We start from the raw sequence: 20,132 nt of genomic DNA on the forward strand, positions 1-20,132 counted from the left end.
TTCTCCGCCCGCGCCTCGGGCGGGGATTCAGCCCGCTCGGAAGCGCGCGGCCTGCTCGCGCAGGGCGGCGACGGCCTTCCCGGGGTCGCCGGCGCCGTAGACGGCGGACCCGGCGACGAAGCAGTCGACGCCCGCTTCGGCGGCCTGTTCGATGGTCTCGGCGTTGATCCCGCCGTCGATCTCGACGACCAGCTTCAGGTGCCCGGTGTCGACCAGCCGCCGCGCGGTGCGGACCTTCTCCAGGACGTCCGCGATGAACGACTGCCCGCCGAAGCCCGGCTCGACCGACATGACCAGCAGCGTGTCGTAGTGCTTGAGCGCGTCGAGCCACGGCTCGAGCGCGGTGCCCGGCTTGATCGACAGGCCGGCCTTCGCGCCCGCGGCGCGCAGGTTCTTCGCCAGCGCGACCGGGTCCTTCGCGGCCTCGGCGTGCACCGTGACGTTGTAGGCGCCGGCCTCGGCGTACCCGATCGCCCAGCGGTCCGGGTCGTCGATCATCAGGTGGCAGTCGATCGGCACGTCCGTGCTCTTGAGCAGCGCCTTGACCACGGGCAGGCCCAGGGTCAGGTTGGGCACGAAGTGCGCGTCCATGACGTCGACGTGCACCCAGTCGGCGCGGTGGTCGCCGGGGCCGGCCACGGCGGCGATCTCCTCGCCGAGCCGGGCGAAGTCCGCGGAGAGGATGCTGGGGGCGATCAGGGGTCGGTCTGCCACATCCCGAGTGTAGGAGGCTCGCGCTAACGGTCGCTAACCGGTTGTGACCAGAATCTGGCTCCCGAGAGGGAGGTCACCCCGCCACCGGCCGCCCTACGCTCGCCGCATGTCCGGATTCCTCCTGTCCCTGACGCGGATCGGCAGCTACCGCAGCCTGCTCCACGCCGCCGCGGGCGCCGCCATCGCGGTGCCGGTGGCCCCCTTCGCCCTCGCCGTGGCGGTGTCCTTCGACGTCGATTCCCGGCTCCGGGCGCTCATCGCCCTGCTCGCCCTGGCCGTGCTCATGGGGCTGCTGGGCCTGCTGGGACCGGTGCGGCGCCTCGGCGTCGGCCTGGCGAACACCCTGCTCGGCACCGGCGTCCCGGCGCCCGAGCGGCACCCGGGGGCCGGGGCGCGGCTGCGCTCGGGCCTGTGGCTCGCGCTGCACACCGCGGCCAGCGGCATCCTGTTCACCGTGCTGGCCTTCCTGGGGCTCGGGGTGCTCGTGCCGGCGGTATGGCTGGCGGGTGGCCAGGACCGGATCTCGCTGTTCTGGTCGGACGTCCCGCTCGGGGCGTGGACGCTCCCGTTCGGGCTGGTGGCGGTCGTCGCGGCGCTGGTGCTGACCGCGGCCGCCACCCTGGGCCTCCGCGTCGGCGCGGCCGCGCTGCTGGGGCCGTCCGCGGCCGAGCGCGCGGCGCTCGCCGAACGCCGCGCCGCCGTGCTCGCCCAGCGCAACCGGCTGGCCCGCGAGCTGCACGACTCGATCGGGCACACGCTGACGACGTCGACCCTGCACGCGGCGGCCGCCGCCGACCTGGTCGAGGCGGACCCGGCTCAGGTGCGACGCGCCCTCGGCACGATCGAAGAAGCCTCGCGCAGCGCGCTCGAAGACCTCGACCACGTCCTCGGCCTGCTGCGCGAGGAGCCGGCCGCGAAGGAGCCGACGCGCACGTTGACCGAGGTGGACGTCCTGGCCGTCCGTGCCCGCGACGCCGGGCTCGACGTCCGGCTGACCGTCCGCGGCCCGGTCGGCGCGCTGCCCGCCACGGTGTCGCGCGAGGGCTACCGGATCGTCCAGGAGGGCCTGACCAACGCGCTGCGGCACGCCGGGCCGGGCCGGGTGGACGTCCGTGTCGAGGCCGGGCCGGACCGCTTGGAGATCGCGGTCGTCAACCCGCTGGACGGGGAAGGCGCACGCTCGGGACGGCACGGGCTGGAGGGGCTCGCGGAGCGCGTCGAGGCCCTGCGCGGCGAGCTGGCCGCCGGACCGGACGGCGAGCGGTGGCGGCTGAGCGCGACCATCCCGCTGCGGGCGGGCACGTGAGCCCGACCGTCCTGCTGGCCGACGACGAACCCCTGGTCCGCGCCGGCCTGCGGGCCCTGCTGGAGCAGCAGGGCCTGACGGTCGTCGGCGAGGCGGCCGACGGCGCCGAGGTGCTGCCCGCGGTGCGCCGGACCACACCCGACGTCGTGCTGATGGACGTCCGGATGCCCGGCACCGACGGCATCGAGGCGACCCGGCAGGTCCTCGGCGCGCTGGCCGACCCGCCGAAAGTCCTCGTCGTCACGACGTTCGACAACGACGACTACGTGCACGAGGCGCTGCTGGCCGGGGCCAGCGGGTTCCTGCTGAAGCGGGCGCGCAAGGAGGAGATCGCGCACGCCGTGCGGACCGTCGCCGCCGGGGAGTCGCTGCTGTTCCCGGAGGCGATCCGGCGGCTGGTGAGCGCGCGGGCGCCCGGCGGGGCGCACGCGCGGGCGGCGAAGAAGCTGACCCGGCGCGAGGCCGAGGTGCTGCGGCTGATCGCCACCGGGCTGTCCAACCAGGACATCGCCGCCGCGCTCGTGATCAGCCTCGAGACCGTGAAGACGCACGTGGGCAACATCTTCGGGAAGCTCGGCGCGGGCAACCGCAGCCAGGCCGTGGTCATCGCCTACGAAGCGGGCGTCGTCCGGCCGGGACACCTCGCCGGTCAATAACCGACGTGCTCCCGGTCACCCACGGGAAGCCAGGTGTTCGGCCAGCCGCCACCTGACGCTCACCTCGCGTCCGCGCACGGCACACGTGCAACCGGACTAATAACCCGTGTCCGGAATCCGGACCTTTACTTCCCGAAGTCCCCGAAGAGGAGAAACATGGCTTCGCTGCTCACCGGCCGCCGCCGGTGGCTGGTCGCGGGCGCGCTCGGCGCCGCACTGGTCGCCGCCGCCCCCGTTGCCCTGGCCGCCACCGGCTCCGGCCCCGCCGACGCGCGCTCGGCCGGCACCGGTGACCGCACCGGCGACGTCCGCTCCGCGATCCAGGGCGGCAGCGCCCGCAACGTCATCCTGTTCATCGGTGACGGCATGGGCCAGTCGGAGATCACCGCCGCCCGCAACTACGAGCGCGGCGCCGCGGGCCGACTCGCGATGGACGAGCTGCCCCTGACCGGCGACTACACGACCTACGCCGTCGAGCAGAACAACCCCGGCAAGCCCAACTACGTGACCGACTCGGCCGCGTCCGGCACCGGCTGGGCCACCGGCACCAAGTCCTACAACGGCGCGATCTCGGTCGACGCGTACGGCAACGACGTGCCGACGATCCTCGAGATCGCCAAGCGCAACGGCCTGCGCACGGGCGACGTCACGACCGCCGAGGTCCAGGACGCCACCCCGGCCGTGCTCGGCTCGCACGTCGTCAGCCGCGACTGCAAGGGCCCGGTCGAGACGACCGCGAAGTGCGCGAAGAACGCCAAGGAGAACGGCGGCCTCGGCTCGATCTCCGAGCAGCTGGTACAGACCCGCCCCGACGTCCTGCTGGGCGGCGGCGCGACGTACTTCGACCAGAAGGTCACGGCCGGCAAGTTCAAGGGCAAGACGGTGCTGGAGCAGGCCAAGGCGGCCGGCTACAACGTCGTCAACACCGCGGCCGACCTGGCGGCGGCGAAGAAGGGCAAGCCGGTCCTCGGCCTGTTCGCCAAGAACAACCTGCCGGTGAACTGGACCGGCCCGGCGGCCGTGCACGGCGGCACCGCACCGGCCCGCTGCACCCCGAACGCGGCCCTGCCCAAGGCCCAGCCGAAGCTGGCCGAGCAGACCCGCAAGGCGATCGAGCTGCTCGAGGACCGTCGCAGCGACAAGGGCTTCTTCCTGCAGGTCGAGGGCGCGAGCATCGACAAGCAGGACCACGCCGCCGACCCGTGCGGCCAGATCGGCGAGACGGTCGACTTCGACGCGGCGATCGCGGCGGGCACGGCGTACGCCCGCAGCCACCCCGACACCCTGGTGCTGGTGACCGCCGACCACGGCCACAGCAGCCAGATCGTCGAGCCCACGGCCACCCCGGGCCTGACCGCGACGCTCGTCACCAACGAGGGCGCGAACATGACCCTGGCCTACGGCACCGCGGAGACGGGCGGCTCGCAGTCGCACACCGGCACCCAGGTGCGCATCGCGGGTCTCGGCCCGCAGGCGGCCAACATCGTCGGCCTGACCAACCAGACCGACCTGTTCGGCACGCTGAAGCGGGCTCTGCGCCTGCGCTGACGCTTCATGGTGGGGCAGGCCCCCGGATCCATCGGGCGGCCTGCCCCAATGCCCCTGGCGCCGGTGCTCCCTAGGTTGGGGAGACCGAGACACAGGGAGTCATTTCATGCGGAAATCCTTGCGCGGCAAGCAGATCGTCGCGTGCGGCACGCTCGTCGCGCTCCTCGCGGCGACCACCGCGGCACCGGCGCTCGCCGTCACCACGAATCCGCTGCAGCGGGCGCTCGACCGCGTCACCGCCCAGGGCGGCGCGCCCGGCGCCGAAGCCGTCGTCACCGACCACGGCCGCGTCACCGAGACGCGCAGCGGGACCGGCGACCTGACCACGGGGAAGCCCTACCCGCACGACGCGAAGTTCCGCGTCGGCAGCGTCACCAAGACGTTCGTCGCGACCGTGGTGCTGCAGCTCGTCGCCGAAGGGAAAGTGAAGCTCGACGAGCCGATCGAGCGTTACCTGCCCGGCCTCGTCGCCGGCAACGGGAACGACGGCCGGCAGATCACCGTGCGGAACCTGTTGCAGCACACCAGCGGGCTCTACAACTACACCGACGACGTGCTGACGGCGGACCCCGAGTCCCTGCGCCACCGCGGTGCCGAGCCCGGCGAACTGGTCGCGATCGCGCTGCAGCACCCGCCGCTGTTCGCGCCCGGCCGTGGCTGGTCCTATTCGAACACCGACTACATCGTCGCCGGGATGCTCGTCGAGAAGGTCGCCGGCCGCAGTCTCGCCACGGAGATCGACCGCCGGATCGCCCGGCCGCTCGGCTTGCGCGACACGTCGCTGCCCGGCCGCGGCGACGAACACCTGCCGGCGCCGCACCCGCGCGGCTACCTGTCGCTCGGCGGGCCTCCGGCCGACTTCACCGACTTCGACCCGTCGATCGCCGGCGCCGCGGGCGGGCTCGTGTCGTCCGGCCGGGACCTGGACACGTTCTTCAGCGCGTTGCTGGCCGGCCGGCTGCTGCCCGCCGCGCAGCTCGCGCAGATGCGGCGCACGGTCCCGGCACCGACCGAACCCGGCGCCGACTACGGCCTCGGCCTGATCCGCCGCACACTGCCGGACGGCACGCCGTACTGGGGCCACGACGGGGGAATCTTCGGCTTCGCCACCCTGGCCGGCGCCCTCGACGGCGGCCGGGCCGCCGCCGTGTCGGTCAACGAGCTCCCCGCGCCCGACGGCGTGCAGCAGAACACCGAGACGGCGTTCGAGGTGGCGCTGGCCCGCAAGTAGCAGCCGGAACTGTCGGTGCCACCCGGTAGCGTGGAAATCGGGGGCGGCGCCCCACACGCTGTTCAGGGAAACCGGCTGTTCAGGGAAGCGCCCCTGCTCAGGGCAGCAGGTCCAGCGCCTCGGTCCACGGCCGCCCGACGTCCAGGCGGTGCAGCGTCACCCCGGCCTCCGCGAGGGTGCCGAGGTGGCGCTGCCACGCCGGGTGGTGCACCCGGGTGTCCTGGATCTGGTAGGCCACGACGATCGTGATCCCGGGCGCGCCGAGGACGTCACCGAGCACGGTCAGGGCCTGGTTGTCCGCGATCCCGAGCGCCAGCTTCGCCACCGAGTTGGCCGACGCGGGCGCGAACAGGAACACCGACGGGTCCGGGTGCGGCCGGGGCTCCCCCGGCAGCCGGGACGCGCTGCGCACCGGCAGGTCGGTCGCCGACTCGACGTCCGTCAGGGCGCCGGTCGACTCGAGCCAGCGCATCGCCGTCGGCGTCAGGGTGATCGCCGTCCGCCAGCCGCGGGCGGCGGCGGGCCGGGCCAGCTCGGCGGCGAACCGGACGTCCAGCCCGCCGCACGAGCCGGCGACCAGCCCGAGATCCCTCACGGTTTGCGCAGCACGGCGCAGAACATCGCGTCGGTGCCGTGGCGGTGCGGCCACAGCTGCACGTACGGCCCGTCACCGAGTTCCGGCACACCGGGGAAGAACTCCCGCGAGTCCAGCACTTCGGCCTTCAGCCGCCGCGCCGTCTCGCCCACCACACCCTCGGTCTCGGCCAGGTGCGGCGAGCAGACGACGTAGGTGAGCGCGCCGCCGGGCCGCAGCAGGGCGTAGGCCGCGGTGATCAGCTCACCCTGCAGCTTCGTCAGGTCCGCGACGTCGGAGGGCTGGCGCCGCCAGCGCGCCTCCGGCCGCCGTCGCAGCGCGCCGAGGCCGCTGCAGGGCGCGTCGACGAGGATCCGGTCGTAGCCCGGCTCCAAGCCGCTTTCGCGGCCGTCGGCGACGTGCACCTTCACCGGCAGGCCGATCGTGGCCTTCTCGACCAGCTTCGCGCGGTGCGGCGCCTTTTCGACGGCGTCCACGGTCGCGCCGCTCAACGCCGCGAGGGAGCCGAGCATGACCGCCTTGCCGCCGGGGCCGGCGCAGAGGTCGAGCCAGCGCTCGTCCGAGCCCTCGACCGGCACCTTCGTCGCGGCGATCGCGCAGAGCTGGCTGCCCTCGTCCTGCACCGCGGCGAGCCGTTCGCGGATCGGCTCGGCGTCGGCCGGGTCGCCGGCGCCCGCGGGCAGGCGCACGCCGTAGGGCGAGTACGGCGCCGGGTCGCCGCCGGTGATGGCGGCCAGCTCGTCGGCGGTGATCTCGCCGGGGCGGGCGACCAGGTGCACTTCGGGCCGCGCGTCGTCGGCTTCGAGCGCGGCCTTGAGGCCGGCACCCTTGTCCCCCAGCGCTTCGGCGAACGAGCGGGCGATCCAGCGCGGGTGGGCGGTGCGCAGCGCGTACGCGCCGATCGGGTCGGTCGAGTCGTCCGGCGCCAGCTCGTCGAGCCAGGCGGCTTCGTCCTTTTCGGACACCTTGCGCATGATGGCGTTCGCGAACCCCGTGGCCCACGAACCGGCTTCGGCGCGCACGAGGTCCACAGTGGACGTCACCGCGGCGTGCTCCGGGATGCGCGTGCGCAGCAGCTGGTAGACGCCGAGGCGCAGCGCGTCCAGCACCGTGGGGTCGGTCTTGGCCAGCGGCCGCTCGGCGTTGGCCTCGATGACGGCGTCGAGCAGGCCCTGCGCCCGCGACGTGCCGTACGCCAGCTCGGTGGCCAACGCGGCGTCCCGGCCGCTGATCCGCCGCTCGCGCAGCAGGTCCGGCAGGACGAGGTTGGCGTAGGCGTCCTTCTCGCGCACGGCGCGCAGGACGTCGAACGCGGCCTGGCGGGCGGCGTCCACCTCCGGCGGGCGGCGCGGGCTTTCCTTGCGCGGGGCCGGGTGGCTCCGCTGCGGCCGTGACGGCCGGCGTTCCCTGTTGTCGTTCATCGGAGGCGTTCTCCCTGCTCGATCCGTGTTCCGCGAGCCCAGTCGGTGGCCGCCATCCGTTTCTTGCCGGGTGCCTGCACTTCGCCGAGCCGCAACGGCTTCGTCGCCGTCCCGACCAGCACCCGCTTGCGTTCCAGCACGAGCTCGCCCGGCGGCGGGCCGGGTTCGTCGACCACCGTGACCGGGCCGAGCTTCAGCCGTTCCCCGCGGAACTCCGCCCACGCGCCCGGCTCCGGGGTGACCGACCGGATCTGCCGGTCGACCGCCGCGGCCGGGTCGGCGAACGACACGCGGGCGTCGTCGACCGTCACCTTCGGCGCGTAGCTGAGCCCCTCGGCGGGCTGTTCCTGCGCGCGCAGGGTGCCGTCGGCGAGACCGTCCATGGTGGACAGCAGCAGCTTGGCCCCGGACTCCGACAGCCGGCCGAGCAGCTCGCCCGCGGTGTCGGTCGCGGCGATGGTCTCGGTGACCACGCCGAAGACCGGGCCCGCGTCCAGCTCCTTGACGATCCGGAAGGTCGAGGCGCCGGTGATCTCGTCACCGGCGCGGATCGCGGCCTGCACCGGCGCGGCCCCGCGCCAGGCGGGCAGCAGCGAGAAGTGCAGGTTCACCCAGCCGAGCGACGGGATGTCGAGCGCGGACTGCGGCAGCAACGCCCCGTAGGCGACGACCGGGCAGGCGTCCGGCGCGAGCTCGGCGAGCCGCGCGAGGAAGGCCGGGTCACCGGCGCGGGCGGGCGTCAGCACCTCGATGCCGTGCTCGTCGGCGAGGGCGCCGACGGGCGAGCGGACGACGTGACGGCCGCGCCCGGCCTGGGCATCGGGCCGGGTCACGACGGCGACGACCTCGTGCCGGCCGGAGTCGAGCAGAGCGCGCAGGGCGGGGACCGCCGGTTCGGGGGTGCCGGCGAAGACGAGCTTCATCGGCCCACCACCGGCGGGAGCAGGGAGGACTCACGTGGCTGGAACATCGGGCCTGAGTCTAGAAGGCCCCCTCCGGCCGGGCGCGCCAGTGCCCACCTTGGGCCGAAGTTGTGCACAACCCGGCCGTGATGTGGACAACCGTCCCCGGTCGCGGCCGTTCCCGGCTTTCCGTCGGCCACCCCCGGTAAACTGGGACCGGGGCCGGACCCCCGGTGAGGGTGGGGGCTGCTTTCGGGGCCGGGGCTGTGTGGCGAGCAGCGCGGTGCTGGGGGCGGCCGCACTGGGGATCGGGCTGCGTCGCGACCGGGCTGCTCAGGACTCCGGCTGTTTTGGAGCAGGTCGCGCCGGGGCCGAGGCGCGCCCGCAAGTCAGGCCCAAGGCGCGCTGGGCCGTGTCGGGACCGGCTTGCTTCGGGACCGGCTTGCTTCGGGACCGGCTTGCTTCGGGATCCGGCCGCAAGGCTAGCCAACCGGAGTTCCGGCCGAGCCAGACCGCAAGGCAAGCCGGCCCGCGCCGAAACCGGCTCGCTTCGAGATCCGACGCAAGGCCAGCCAACCGGAGTTCAGCCGAGCCAGGCCACAAGGCGAACCGGGCCACGCCAGAACCAGCTCGCTTCGGATCCGACCTCAAGGCGATCCGACCGAAGTTCGAGCCAGGGCGCGCCGCGAACCAGGCCGCAAGGCGAGCCGGCCTGGCCGCGGGCCGCTACCAGTGCGTGGGCCACACCACCTGGGCCGAGCCGATGCCGCGGCGGACCGGTTCCGCCGCCGCCAGCCAGCGGCCGTCGCGCAGGCGCTCGACTCCGGTGGCCGCGCCGATCTCCGCGGGCGCCGTCGAGAAGCCCTGGCCGCGGGCCTTGAGCGCCGCCGTCTCGGGCAGGTTCAGGAACTCCTGCTCGACCTGGGCCTGCGCCGAGTTCCGCTGCGACGCGCGCGGCGCCGCGATGGCGTCCTCCAGCGAGAGGCCGCGGTCGATCCGGCCGGTCAGCACCTGCAGCACCGTCGTGATGATCGACGCCCCGCCCGGCGAGCCCGTCGCGAAGAACGGGCGGCCGTCCTTGAGCACGATCGTCGGCGCCATCGACGAGCGCGGCCGCTTGCCGGGGCCGGGCAGGTTCGGGTCGGGCACACCCGGCGTCACCGGCGTGAACGAGAAGTCGGTCAGCTCGTTGTTGAGCAGGAACCCGCGGCCCGGCACGACGATCCCGCTGCCGCCCTCCTGCTCGATCGTCAGCGTGTAGGCGACGACGTTGCCCCACTTGTCGGCGACCGTGAGGTGGGTGGTGTTCTCCCCCTCGTACGGTGTCGGGGCGCCGGTGGTCCCCGCCTGACACGGGGTCGGGTGCCTCGGGTCGGCGGGCGCGACCGGGCTGGTCGCGGCCTTGTCCTTCGAGATCAGGCAGGCCCGCGAGTCGGCGAAGCGCTGGCTCAGCAGCTGCTTGGCCGGGACGTCGATCACGGCCGGGTCGCCGATCCAGCGGTTGCGGTCGGCGAAGGCGAACCGCGTCGACTCCAGGAAGTACTGCAGGTAGTCGGCCTTGCTCGCGTGCTTGAGGTCGTAGTTCTCGAGGATGTTGAGCGCCTCGCCGACGGTCAGCCCGCCCGACGACGGCGCCGGCATGCCGTAGACGTCCAGCCCGCGGTACTCGGCGTGGGTCGGCGTGCGCTCGATCGCCCGGTAGTCGGCGATGTCCCGGGCGGTCAGCTTGCCGGGGCGCACGTTCAACGTCGAGGCGGGATCCTTCGGCGGATTCTGCACGGTCTTCGCGATGTCCGCACCGATCGGGCCCCGGTACAGCGCGTCGACGCCGCCGCGCTCCAGCTGCGCGTACGTCGCGGCGAGGTCCGGGTTCCGGAAGACGGTGCCGGGCTCGGGCGGCGCGCCGTCCGGCAGGTACAGCGAGCGTGTCGACGGGAACGCGGCGAACCTCGCGGCGTTGTTCGCGATCTGCGTCTGGAACGTCGGGTCGACGACGAATCCCTTGCGCGCCAGGTTCTCCGCGGGCTTCAGGGTCTTCGCCAGCGACCGCGTCCCCCACTTGCGCAGCGCCTCGGACCACGTCGCGGGCGTGCCGGGGACGCCGACGCTCAGCCCGCTCGTGACGGCGTCGTTGAACGGCAGCGGCTGGCCGTTTTCGACGAAGAGGTTCGCGTCGGCCGACTTCGGCGCGGTCTCGCGGCCGTCCAAGGTGTGGACGCGGCCGGTCCTGGCGTCGTAGTAGACGAAGAACCCGCCCCCGCCGACCCCGGCGGAGAACGGGTCGGTGACCCCGAGCGCGGCGGCGACGGCGACGGCCGCGTCGACGGCGTTCCCGCCGTCGCGCAGGACCTGGGTGCCGATCGCGGTGGCGTCGGCGTCGATGCTGGCCACGGCGCCGCCGAAGCCGGTGGCGACCGGTGTCTTCGGGGTGGGCGTGGCGGCGGTGGCGGGTCCGGTCGCGACGGTCGTGAAGAGCGCGGCCGTGGCGGCGATGACGAGGGTTCGGCGACTCCGGAGCGCGGGCATGCGGGCGAGTCTGCCCCCTGCGCCAGGCCGCTTCAAGCGCCAAAGGGACCCCGGAATCCCTTTCGTCCGGTCCGTTGCCGATTCACGGGCTCGGCCACAGCGGGAAATTGAATCACATGGAGCAGTGACATTGCCCACGTAGATGTAACAGACTCATGCCGCGCGGCCCTGCACAGCCGCGCACAGCGAGGGCAACCCGAAAGGAACGACGATGACAGCACAACGACGGGGGTGGCGACGCCTGTTCGGCGCCGCGCTCGCGGTCTCGGCCTCCCTGCTGGTCGTGACCGCCACCGGCGCGAACGCGGCGCCGGGGCTCCCGGACCAGGACGCCACCGGCAACCACGAGATGGGCGCCGCGATCCGCGCCCACGACGGCGTCGGCGTCGCCCCGGCCGGCTCGGCCCCGGCGTCGGTGGACGCGAGCGTCCCCGGCATCGACGTCAGCTCGTACCAGGGCAACGTCAACTGGGCGTCGTACTGGAGCGCGGGCAAGAAGTTCGCCTACGTCAAGGCGACCGAGGGCACCGGCTACGTCAACGCCTACTTCAGCCAGCAGTACACCGGTTCCTACAACGTCGGCATGATCCACGGGGCCTACCACTACGGCCGCCCGGACCTCGCGGGCGGCGCGGCCCAGGCCGACTACTTCGTCGCCCACGGCGGCGGCTGGTCGAAGGACGGCAGGACGCTGCCGGGCACACTCGACATCGAGTGGGGCCCGAACAACGCGTGCTACGGCAAGACCGCGGCGCAGATGGTCGCGTGGATCAAGGCGTTCAGCGACGAGTACCACAAGAAGACCACCCGCTGGCCGGTGATCTACACGGCGACGAGCTGGTGGAGCCAGTGCACCGGCAACACGGGCGACTTCAGCTCGACGAACCCGCTGTGGGTGGCTCGGTATGCGTCGTCGGTGGGCACGCTGCCGTACAAGTGGGGCTTCTACACGTTCTGGCAGTACAGCTCCACACCGCTCGACCAGGACCAGTTCAGCGCGGACATCTCGCGCTTGAAGGTCCTGGCGACCGGCTGACACCCGGGTCGGGAGCACGCCACGCGCCGGGCGTGCTCCCATTCGGAGCCTTCTCCGGGACAAACACCGAGATCCCATTGTGCGTACGGCACGTAAGCGGTATATCACCTTTCGTGACACGTGGATTTCGCGCACTCCTCGGTGAGAGCCGGTGGAGCTCATTGCTGGAGTCCGGCGCCAACCGCGTGTACCCACCCGGGAGTCGCGTCTTCCGGCAAGGGGAGCCCGGGTCAACCGTCCTCGCGCTCATCTCCGGCCGGGTGAAGGTGCTCGGCGGGGAACGCGACGGCGGACAGCTGCTGATCACCCTGCGCGGTGCCGGCGATCTCATCGGCGAAGTCGCCGCGCGGCGACTGTCAGCGCGGACGGCCACCGTCGAAACGATCGATACGTGCACGGTCCGCGTGCTCTCCGGCGATCGATTCAACGCCTTCCTCAGCGAACACGACGGACACTCGGTCTTGACCGACTACCTGGTGACGAAGCTTTCCCAGACGGTCCCCTATCAAGTCGAACTCGTGCACTTCAGTCCTGAACGGAAGATCGCGCGGCTGCTGCTCGAAGTCGTGGCTCTCGCCGACCGAGCCGCCACGAACCCGGATCAGGTGCCGTTCTCCCAGCAGGACATCGCCGAAGCCCTGGGGCTCGCCCGCAGCACCGTCGCACTTCACCTCCAGCACCTCCGCAAACTCGGCGCGCTACGGCCTGGGCGACGACTTGAGGTATCGAGTCTCGAAACGCTGAAGACTTCCGCAGGAGTGTGACGCGCGCCACTTCCAGACTGTCCGACGCCGGACAATCCCGCCTCCCGTTTGTCGGCACCCTCGTGTTCGCAGCCCGACTACGAGGAGATCCCCGTGACGCCAGCAGCCGCAGAACTACCGCCCTACCGAGCCCTGCTCGCCGTCGACATCCGCGACTTCAGCGGTGTACTGGCCAAGGACCACGCCCGGATCACCGACGCGATACCCACGATCCTCTGTTCGGCGTTCCAGCGCTGCGGGCTCAGCGAGATCTGGCACCGACAGCGATTCGGTTTCGGCACCGGCGACGGCTACGCGCTCGGCCTCCCGTCCAAGATGCTCCCGTTCCTGCTGAACCCCTTCCTCGCTGCACTGCAGGAAGAACTCGTCTACCGCAGCGAAGTGCACGCCGACCCGGTCCCGCTGCGGATGCGCGTCAGCGTCCACATCGGACCGGTCACCGACTCGGGAACCGATCTGCTCAGCGAAGGAAGCGGGACGGCGCGCATCGAAACGCACCGGCTGCTCGACGCCGGACCGGTCCGTGAACTCCTCAACCGCTCCGGGCCGATGACCCGCGTGGCGGCCATCGTCTCGGAACAGGCGTACCACGACGCGGTGCTGTCGGGGTACGCCGCGGACGCGCCCGAGCACTACGTCCCCGCACCGGTCGAGGTCAAGAAGCACCGCGGCACCGGCTACCTCCGCGTGCCCTCCCCCAGCGGCGACCTGCTCCGCGACGGCTTCCTCCCGCGAGTCTCCGACCAGGCGGACACGGGGGCGGTGGCCCACGACCAGCAGAACGGCGAAGCAACTCCGACCGGCTCCGGACCGCAGAACACGGTCAACACCCACGGAGGGCCCGGGTTTCTGCACGGCGGCACCGGCGACCAGAACTACCACGCCCCCGCGCCCCGCGACGACCACCACCGGCCATGACCGCCCCGCGGAACACCGTCGACACCGGCGGTGGTCCGGGGTTCCTGCACGGCGGCTCCGGGGATCAGCACATCACCTTCTACGCAGCGGGATTCCGGCGCCGGCGCGCCGACCGGTTCGTGTCGGACGAACACATCGCCTGGCTCGCCGCGCGTTACGTCAGCCCGGAAGCGCCGCACGGACCGCTGTTCGGCGAGCACCGCACGATCGTCGTCACCGGCCCCGACGGTGCCGGGCGCCGGACTGCCGCGCTGATGGCCCTCACCGACAACGCGACCTTGGACTCCGGACGGCTCCGCGAACTGCCCGACCGCGCCGAGGACGACGAGTGTCCCCTCGACCCGGCCGAGATCAGGCCGGGCGAGCGGCTGTTGCTCGACTTGACCCGTACGGACGACCAGCGCGTCCGCGACCTCCGCCGCGATCTGGAGGCCTTCCGGCATGCTGTCGACCATCAGGACGCCCGGTTCGCCGTCGTAGTCCGGGGTGAGCAACGCGCGCTGCTGCCCGAGTGGAACGCGGCCATGGTCAAGTCCATCAGGCGTCCGCCCGGCAGGGCCGTGTTCGAGGCCTGCCTGTCGGCGGAAGCCATCCCGCTGCCCACCACGTTCCAGGTACCCGACAACCTCGAGCCGTACTTGGCCGGGTCTCCGGTGCGAGAGGTGGCCGACCTCGCTTTCCTGACCGCCGAGGCGGCTCGACGCGGCGCCCGTGACACGCTCTCCGATTGGATGCGCGAGGCAGTCGCGGCCCATGTCGGGCGCGGGCACCAAGCCGCTTTGCTGTTCCGCGAACACCAGGATCCCACGCTGCGCGCGTTGCTGGTGGTCGCGGCGTTCCTTCCCGGGGCGTCCCTGGACGACATGGTGGCAGCCGAAAACGCCTTCACGACGATCGTGAAACCTCCTCGAGAGGAACGGCACAGCCTCGGTGGCAGCTACCTCGCGGAGCGAATGGAGAAGGTCAAGCTCCACGTGGACGGGCGCAGGGACGTCGCGTTCACGGAGCTGGCTCTGGACAAGGCGGTCCGAGCGCACTTCTGGACGTACTTCCCCGATCTGCGCGGCCAGGTGTCCGATTGGGTAGCGCACGTGGCGCCCCGGCTCGACACGGAATCCGCCACGGGCCTCGTCGAATACTTCGCCGAGCAGGCACTGGGGACCGGACCGATCGAGCCCCTGTACGCACTGGCTCGTCGCTGGTCGGAGGACGCCGGTCCGAAACCCCTCGCGCTCCAGGTGCTCGACGCCGGCTTGCGCGACGACACCCGGGCGCCGGAGTTCCGGCGGTTCGTCTACGACTGGGCGCGGAAATCCCGCACACCGGCCGGTTTCGCCACGGTGATGATCGAAGCGTGCACCGTGACGATCGCCCCGGCACGCCCGATCCAGGCGATGGTGCGGCTGCACTACTTCACCCGCAGCGACGACGCGTCGGTGCGAGACCTCGCGCGCGAACGCCTGCTCGAACTGGTCTACCGGCGAAACTTCGAACGTTGGCTGATCCACCGATTGGCCACTGTCATTTCGCATCCGGCCGACCGGGCGATCCTGCTGGGACTGCGCGTCCCCGACTGGGTGGCAGCGGGTAGCAAGACGAGAAACCACCTGCTGTCGCTCTGGCGGCCCTTGATGGCCGAAGGCATCGGAACGCTGCCCGAGGCACCGGTCCGGGCCTGGCTTGCCGAACACCCACTTCTGCTCGTCGAGGCCTGCGACCAACAAGTTCGCTTGCTCAGCCGGCTCTACGCGTTCGCTCGCGACCAGGTTCGGACTGCGGACGAAGAGTCCCGCGAAGCCCGCCTGCGAAGCGCACTCGCCCTCCAGCACCACATCGACACACGAATGACCGCTGCACGCCTAGGAGAAGCATGAACAAGAACACCACCGGTGCGATCGCCGTCATTGCCGGCGCTCTGCTCGTGCCCCTGGGCGCCGGCCTCGCCGCCGACTGGCCGTTGTGGCTGACCATAGTGCTGATGGCGGGCGCGCTCGTCATCACGCTGTTCGTGCTGCGCGGTTGGTACGACCACCGCGAGCAAGCGGAGCTCCGCGCCGAAACCGAGTACCGGCGGCAGATGGCGGCCCAACAAGCACCTCCGCCACCGCCGCCTCCGGCCCCTGTGGCACCGCCGAGTCACGAGGTTTCCTCCGGATCGCTGCCCAGCTCGATGGACGGCATCCCGTTCAGGTTCGGCTGCACAGTGCACTGGGGCCCGGCCACTGCCCGGCCACTCGACAGTCACACCGACCAGGGTGCGATAGCCGCGGCAGCAGTGGTGCAGCGAGCTCAGCAGATCAGCCGAATGCACCACCCGGAAGACGACACCGTCCTCCATGCACTGGCGGCTTCGCTCGGGCAGCCCGCCACCAGTCCCGACGGGACGCTGTCCGTCTGGGCAACCGATGTGAAGACCGGAGTCGGCCAGGAACATCGCGAACACCTCCGGACGCTGGACGCGCTGCGCCGGCAGCAGCAGGTGCAGGAGCGGCAGATCGAGCACCAGCGGATGATGCGTGCCTATCTGGGCGACGAGGTGCTGACCAGCGTCGGCAGCACCGTGGTGTGGTGGCTCGCGCGCACCGAGGAGAACGTGCACGAGACGGTCGACCTCATCGGAACCTTGGCGCGGTTGTCCGCGGCCGCCAACAATGCCGAGGTGGACGAGCTGTTCCGGCACCTGCTGCCGGAACACCTGCGTGAACCGGCTCCCACACCGGCGTTCTTCACCCCGCCGTTCAACTCGCCAGAACCGGCTTTCACGGTCGAGGACGCCGAGCAGGTGGCCGAACCCCAGGCCGTCCACGCCGATCTGCTGCCTGATCCCGAGGACGCCGACAACGGCTTGTTCGGGCACCAGCTCGCCGATCTCGTCGAACAGCACGGGCACTCCGACAAGGCGCAGCGGGTACGCGAGAGCTACCGGACGATCGACGCGGACGAACCGGAGAATGGAACTAACTCATCGCACACCCAAGGCGCTTTCTTCGACGGCGATCCGGGCGCTCCCGAACCGGACGAGAACCGCGACTGGGGCGCCGGCGGCTAAATGAGTTCCATCGGGTCCAGCTGGATGCGGATCGGTTCGGTGGCCTTTCGCGCGTCGCGGCGGGCTGCGGCTGCGTGGATTGCCGTGGCCAAGGCTTTGCCTTCGCTGCGGGAGACCCGGACCAGTGCTCGCTCTCGCTCCGCGTTGCCCTCTTCGTCCACCTCGCCCAGCGGGACCGGGCCCAAGACTTCGCCGGAGGGGGGCAGCGGGAGGTCGTCCAGGACGCCTGCCACCGCGTCCGGGGTACCTTCGACGCTCGCCATGCGCATTGCCGGGGGGAAGCCCAGTTCCCGGCGCTCGGCCAGTTCCTGCGACGCGTGCCATGCCGGGTCCCAGCGGACCAGGGCCTGGACCACCGCCATGCCCGCCTCGGCTCCGACGATGACCCGGCCGCCCTGGGTAGAAGGGCGGACCAGGGCCGCCGCGGCCATCCAGCGGCGAAGGGTTTCTTCTCCTGCCCGGAGGTCTTGGCGGCCCAGCAATGCCCAGCCGTCCAGCAGCAATGCCGCGCCGTAGCCGCCTTCGGCCACCGGTTCCGCTCCTGGTGTGCACACCACCAGTGCGGGTTTTCCCGGCACCGAAGCGAGCACCTCCGATGCGCCCGACGTGCGGACCGGGATGCCGGGGAACGCCCGGCCCAGTTCCTCCGCTGTGCGCTTCGCGCCGACGATCACCGCTCGCAGGCGGACCGAGCCGCACGCCGAGCAGCGGAACGCCGTTTCCGGGACGCCGCACCAGCGGCACGCCGGCGGCTTCGGCTGGCCGTCGATCGAACCTCCCGGCAGGGCCAACGGGCCGGCGCAGCGGCGGCAGTGGGCCGACGTGCGGCAGTTTCCGCAGGCCAGGCCCGGCACGTAGCCACGCCGCGGGACCTGGATCAGCGTCGGGACGCCCGCCGCGAACGCCTGGCGGGCCGCCTCGAACGCCACGGCTGGGAGGCGGGCGACGCGGGCCGCTTCGTCGCGGGCGACGTCGAAGTCCTCGCCGACCGGGGTGACGCGGGGGGCCGCCGCGCGCAGGTCCGTGCGGTCCGCCAGGACCGGGGCCGCCCAGCCCGACTCGACGAGCAGCTGCGCCTCGGCCGTCCGGGCGAAACCGCCCACCAGCAGGGACGCCTTCGCCGTGTGTGCGCGGTCCATCAGCACGTCGCGGACGTGCGGGTACGGCGCGTGCTGGTCGAGGTGCAGGTCGTCGCCGTCGTCCCAGACCACGAACAGGCCGGGCTCGGCGACCGGCGCGAACATCGCCGCCCGCGTGCCGACCACCACCCGCACCGCGCCGCGCAGCACCGCGAGCCAGCGCCGGTACCGCTCGGCGGGCCCGAGCCCGGCGATCAACGCGACCACGCCATCGGAGCCCACGAGCGCGGCACACGCCTCGTGCACCCGCGTCAGGTCGCGGTGGTCCGGCACCACCAGCACGGCGCCGTGCCCGGCCGCGGCGGCGGTCGCCGCGGCCTCGGCCAGCCGGCGCGGCCAGTCTTCGCCCGGCAGGGCCTGCCAGACGGCGTTCGCGGGCTTCCCCTCGGCCAGCGCCTCCAGGAACGCCGGGCCACGCTGGTAACGCGCCCAGGCCGTGCTGTCGGGCGCCTCCGGGAACGCGGCCGTCTCGGCGGGTGGCTCACCTTCGACTTTCGCGTGCCGCGGCGGGATCGCGAGCCGCAGGACGTCCGAGAGCGTGCCGCCGTAGCGGTCGGCCACTGCGCGGCAGAGGGCGTGCAACGACGGCGTCAGCACCGGTTCGGCGGAGGTGACGCGGTCGAGGAAGGCCAGTTTGCTGCCGTAGTCGGTCGTCTCGGCGCGTTCGACGAGGTAGCCGTCGACCAGCTGCCCGGCGAACCGGACGCGGACCCGGCAGCCCGGTACCGCGGTCTCGTGCAGCTTCTCCGGCACGCGGTAGTCGAAGGTGCGGTCGAGGTGGGCCAGCGGGATGTCGACGACAATCCGGGCGACGGACCGTTCGGGCGCGGGCTGCTGGGCGCCCTTCGCCTTCTCCCCCGGCTTCGGCGCCTTCGACGGCTTCTTCCGGGCACGCGACGGCACCGCGGCTTTCGCGGCGGCGGGCGGCGGCCCCTCGGGAAGCTCCCAGAGGGCGGCGGGCTCGGAACTGCTCACCCGGAGATCTCTACCAGACCCCACTGACAGACTCCGACAGCCCCGACGCCGGAACGCCGTGAAGGGCACCTTCAGGGCTTATATGTCCCTGAAGGTGCCCTTCACGGCAAACGGATCAGGCTCCCGCGGCCGACTTCAGGTCCGCGGAGCGGGCGGTGCTCTCCCACGGGAGGTTCAGCTCCGGACGGCCGAAGTGGCCGTACGCGGCGGTCGGGGCGTAGATCGGGCGCAGCAGGTCCAGGTCACGGATGATCGCGGCCGGCCGCAGGTCGAACACCTCGGTGATGGCCTGCTGGATCTTCGACGGGTCCACCGTCTCCGTCCCGAACGTCTCCACGAACAACCCCACCGGCGCCGCCTTGCCGATCGCGTACGCGACCTGCACCTCAGTCCGCGTCGCCAACCCCGCCGCGACGACGTTCTTCGCCACCCACCGCATCGCGTACGCCGCCGAACGGTCCACCTTCGACGGGTCCTTGCCCGAGAACGCGCCACCACCGTGACGGGCCATGCCGCCGTAGGTGTCGACGATGATCTTGCGACCGGTCAGCCCGGCGTCACCCATCGGACCACCGATCACGAAGCGACCGGTCGGGTTGACCAGCAGCCGCGCGCTCGAGGTGTCGATGCCCAGGTCTTCGAGCTCCGGGCCGACGACGTGCTCCTTGACGTCGACGCTGAGCATCTTGTCCAGGTCGATGCCGTCGGCGTGCTGCGAGGACACGACCACGGTGTCGAGCCGCACCGGCTGGTCACCGGCGTACTCGATGGTCACCTGGGTCTTGCCGTCGGGACGCAGGTACGGCAGCACGCCGTCCTTGCGGACCGCGGTCAGCCGCTTCGACAGCCGGTGCGCCAGCGCGATCGGCAGCGGCATCAGCTCCGGGGTGTCGGAACACGCGTAACCGAACATCAGGCCCTGGTCACCCGCACCCTGGCGGTTGATCTCGTCCTCGTCGGACTCGACCCGGGACTCGTAGGCGGTGTCGACACCCTGGGCGATGTCGGCCGACTGCGACCCGATCGCCACGTTGACACCACACGAATTGCCGTCGAACCCCTTCGCCGACGAGTCGTACCCGATCCGCAGGATCACGTCCCGCACGATCGTCGGGATATCGGCATAAGCCTCGGTCGTCACCTCACCGGCGACATGGACCTGCCCGGTGGTGATCAGGGTCTCGACCGCGACGCGGCTGCGCGGGTCCTTCGACAGCAGCCCGTCCAGGATCGAGTCGCTGATGGCGTCGCAAATCTTGTCGGGGTGCCCTTCGGTCACCGACTCCGAGGTGAACAATCTGCTGCTAGACGCGGTCACGGTGGCCGTCACTTCCTCACCTTGTCGTCGGATG

Annotated in this window: 16 protein-coding genes; 9 read left to right on the plus strand and 7 right to left on the minus strand. The window is 72.0% G+C overall.

Features of this window, described 5'->3' with window-relative positions; all coding sequences use genetic code 11:
* Positions 1 to 27: 27 nt before the first annotated feature.
* Positions 28 to 699 (minus strand): ribulose-phosphate 3-epimerase, encoded by a 672-nt coding sequence (gene rpe / locus OG570_RS44750; protein ID WP_247064151.1) that lies wholly within the window; start codon positions 697 to 699, stop codon positions 28 to 30.
* A 121-nt stretch (positions 700 to 820) separates the two neighbouring features.
* Here rpe and OG570_RS44755 point away from each other — a divergent pair, with 121 nt between their 5' ends.
* The 4 genes from OG570_RS44755 (at position 821) to OG570_RS44770 (ending at position 5,455) form a co-directional block, all read left to right on the plus strand.
* Complete coding sequence (locus OG570_RS44755) at positions 821 to 2,020, plus strand: sensor histidine kinase (protein WP_326954709.1); 1,200 nt, start codon at positions 821 to 823, stop codon at positions 2,018 to 2,020.
* Complete coding sequence (locus OG570_RS44760) at positions 2,017 to 2,676, plus strand: response regulator transcription factor (protein ID WP_326954710.1); 660 nt, start codon at positions 2,017 to 2,019, stop codon at positions 2,674 to 2,676. Before OG570_RS44755 ends, OG570_RS44760 begins: the two co-directional genes overlap by 4 nt.
* Positions 2,677 to 2,832: 156 nt before the next feature.
* Positions 2,833 to 4,224, plus strand: coding sequence for an alkaline phosphatase (gene phoA / locus OG570_RS44765; protein WP_326954711.1), 1,392 nt, complete (start codon positions 2,833 to 2,835; stop codon positions 4,222 to 4,224).
* A gap of 106 nt (positions 4,225 to 4,330) precedes the next feature.
* Positions 4,331 to 5,455 carry a serine hydrolase domain-containing protein gene (locus OG570_RS44770; RefSeq protein WP_326954712.1) on the plus strand — a complete coding sequence of 375 codons (1,125 nt, stop codon included), beginning with the start codon at positions 4,331 to 4,333 and terminating at the stop codon, positions 5,453 to 5,455.
* 97 nt (positions 5,456 to 5,552) lie between these two features.
* Here OG570_RS44770 and OG570_RS44775 read toward each other — a convergent pair whose 3' ends face one another.
* The 4 genes from OG570_RS44775 to ggt all read right to left on the minus strand — a co-directional run bounded on the left by OG570_RS44775 (position 5,553) and on the right by ggt (position 10,899).
* Positions 5,553 to 6,050, minus strand: coding sequence for a flavoprotein (locus tag OG570_RS44775; protein WP_326954713.1), 498 nt, complete (start codon positions 6,048 to 6,050; stop codon positions 5,553 to 5,555).
* On the minus strand, positions 6,047 to 7,471 hold the full coding sequence (locus OG570_RS44780; protein ID WP_247049154.1) for an RsmB/NOP family class I SAM-dependent RNA methyltransferase: 1,425 nt from the start codon (positions 7,469 to 7,471) through the stop codon (positions 6,047 to 6,049). The genes OG570_RS44775 and OG570_RS44780 overlap by 4 nt, the downstream gene beginning before the upstream one ends.
* Positions 7,468 to 8,394, minus strand: coding sequence for a methionyl-tRNA formyltransferase (gene fmt / locus OG570_RS44785; protein ID WP_326947830.1), 927 nt, complete (start codon positions 8,392 to 8,394; stop codon positions 7,468 to 7,470). The genes OG570_RS44780 and fmt overlap by 4 nt, the downstream gene beginning before the upstream one ends.
* Before the next feature lie 705 nt (positions 8,395 to 9,099).
* A complete protein-coding gene (ggt, locus tag OG570_RS44790) occupies positions 9,100 to 10,899 on the minus strand; it encodes a gamma-glutamyltransferase (protein ID WP_326954714.1) in 1,800 nt (599 codons plus the stop codon).
* A gap of 211 nt (positions 10,900 to 11,110) precedes the next feature.
* On the opposite strand from ggt, the gene OG570_RS44795 reads away from it, so the two are divergent.
* The 5 genes from OG570_RS44795 to OG570_RS44815 all read left to right on the plus strand — a co-directional run bounded on the left by OG570_RS44795 (position 11,111) and on the right by OG570_RS44815 (position 16,666).
* Positions 11,111 to 11,935, plus strand: coding sequence for a GH25 family lysozyme (locus OG570_RS44795; protein ID WP_326954715.1), 825 nt, complete (start codon positions 11,111 to 11,113; stop codon positions 11,933 to 11,935).
* Positions 11,936 to 12,120: 185 nt separating this feature from the next.
* Positions 12,121 to 12,699: a Crp/Fnr family transcriptional regulator gene (locus OG570_RS44800; protein ID WP_326960334.1), complete on the plus strand. Its 579-nt coding sequence runs from the start codon at positions 12,121 to 12,123 to the stop codon at positions 12,697 to 12,699.
* A 93-nt stretch (positions 12,700 to 12,792) separates the two neighbouring features.
* Complete coding sequence (locus tag OG570_RS44805) at positions 12,793 to 13,617, plus strand: hypothetical protein (protein ID WP_326954716.1); 825 nt, start codon at positions 12,793 to 12,795, stop codon at positions 13,615 to 13,617.
* On the plus strand, positions 13,614 to 15,491 hold the full coding sequence (locus tag OG570_RS44810) for a hypothetical protein (RefSeq protein ID WP_326954717.1): 1,878 nt from the start codon (positions 13,614 to 13,616) through the stop codon (positions 15,489 to 15,491). The genes OG570_RS44805 and OG570_RS44810 overlap by 4 nt, the downstream gene beginning before the upstream one ends.
* Positions 15,488 to 16,666, plus strand: coding sequence for a hypothetical protein (locus tag OG570_RS44815; RefSeq protein WP_326954718.1), 1,179 nt, complete (start codon positions 15,488 to 15,490; stop codon positions 16,664 to 16,666). The genes OG570_RS44810 and OG570_RS44815 overlap by 4 nt, the downstream gene beginning before the upstream one ends.
* Here OG570_RS44815 and OG570_RS44820 read toward each other — a convergent pair.
* Entirely contained in the window at positions 16,663 to 18,780 is a 2,118-nt protein-coding gene (locus OG570_RS44820; RefSeq protein ID WP_326954719.1) for a primosomal protein N', read from the minus strand. The genes OG570_RS44815 and OG570_RS44820 overlap by 4 nt on opposite strands.
* A 115-nt stretch (positions 18,781 to 18,895) precedes the next feature.
* Complete coding sequence (metK, locus tag OG570_RS44825) at positions 18,896 to 20,098, minus strand: methionine adenosyltransferase (protein WP_326954720.1); 1,203 nt, start codon at positions 20,096 to 20,098, stop codon at positions 18,896 to 18,898.
* Between the last annotated feature and the right edge of the window lie 34 nt (positions 20,099 to 20,132).

The sequence above is a fragment of the Amycolatopsis sp. NBC_01286 genome, assembly GCF_035982555.1.
Classification (GTDB): Bacteria; Actinomycetota; Actinomycetes; order Mycobacteriales; family Pseudonocardiaceae; genus Amycolatopsis.

What these genes read in the sequence shown, in the direction of transcription:
- OG570_RS44755 (WP_326954709.1), top strand. Translation starts at nt 821, where the DNA reads ATGTCCGGATTCCTCCTGTCCCTGACGCGGATCGGCAGCTACCGCAGC.
- phoA (WP_326954711.1), top strand. Translation starts at nt 2,833, where the DNA reads ATGGCTTCGCTGCTCACCGGCCGCCGCCGGTGGCTGGTCGCGGGCGCG.
- OG570_RS44770 (WP_326954712.1), top strand. Translation starts at nt 4,331, where the DNA reads ATGCGGAAATCCTTGCGCGGCAAGCAGATCGTCGCGTGCGGCACGCTC.
- OG570_RS44780 (WP_247049154.1), bottom strand. Translation starts at nt 7,471, where the DNA reads ATGAACGACAACAGGGAACGCCGGCCGTCACGGCCGCAGCGGAGCCAC.
- fmt (WP_326947830.1), bottom strand. Translation starts at nt 8,394, where the DNA reads ATGAAGCTCGTCTTCGCCGGCACCCCCGAACCGGCGGTCCCCGCCCTG.
- ggt (WP_326954714.1), bottom strand. Translation starts at nt 10,899, where the DNA reads ATGCCCGCGCTCCGGAGTCGCCGAACCCTCGTCATCGCCGCCACGGCC.
- OG570_RS44795 (WP_326954715.1), top strand. Translation starts at nt 11,111, where the DNA reads ATGACAGCACAACGACGGGGGTGGCGACGCCTGTTCGGCGCCGCGCTC.
- OG570_RS44810 (WP_326954717.1), top strand. Translation starts at nt 13,614, where the DNA reads ATGACCGCCCCGCGGAACACCGTCGACACCGGCGGTGGTCCGGGGTTC.
- OG570_RS44815 (WP_326954718.1), top strand. Translation starts at nt 15,488, where the DNA reads ATGAACAAGAACACCACCGGTGCGATCGCCGTCATTGCCGGCGCTCTG.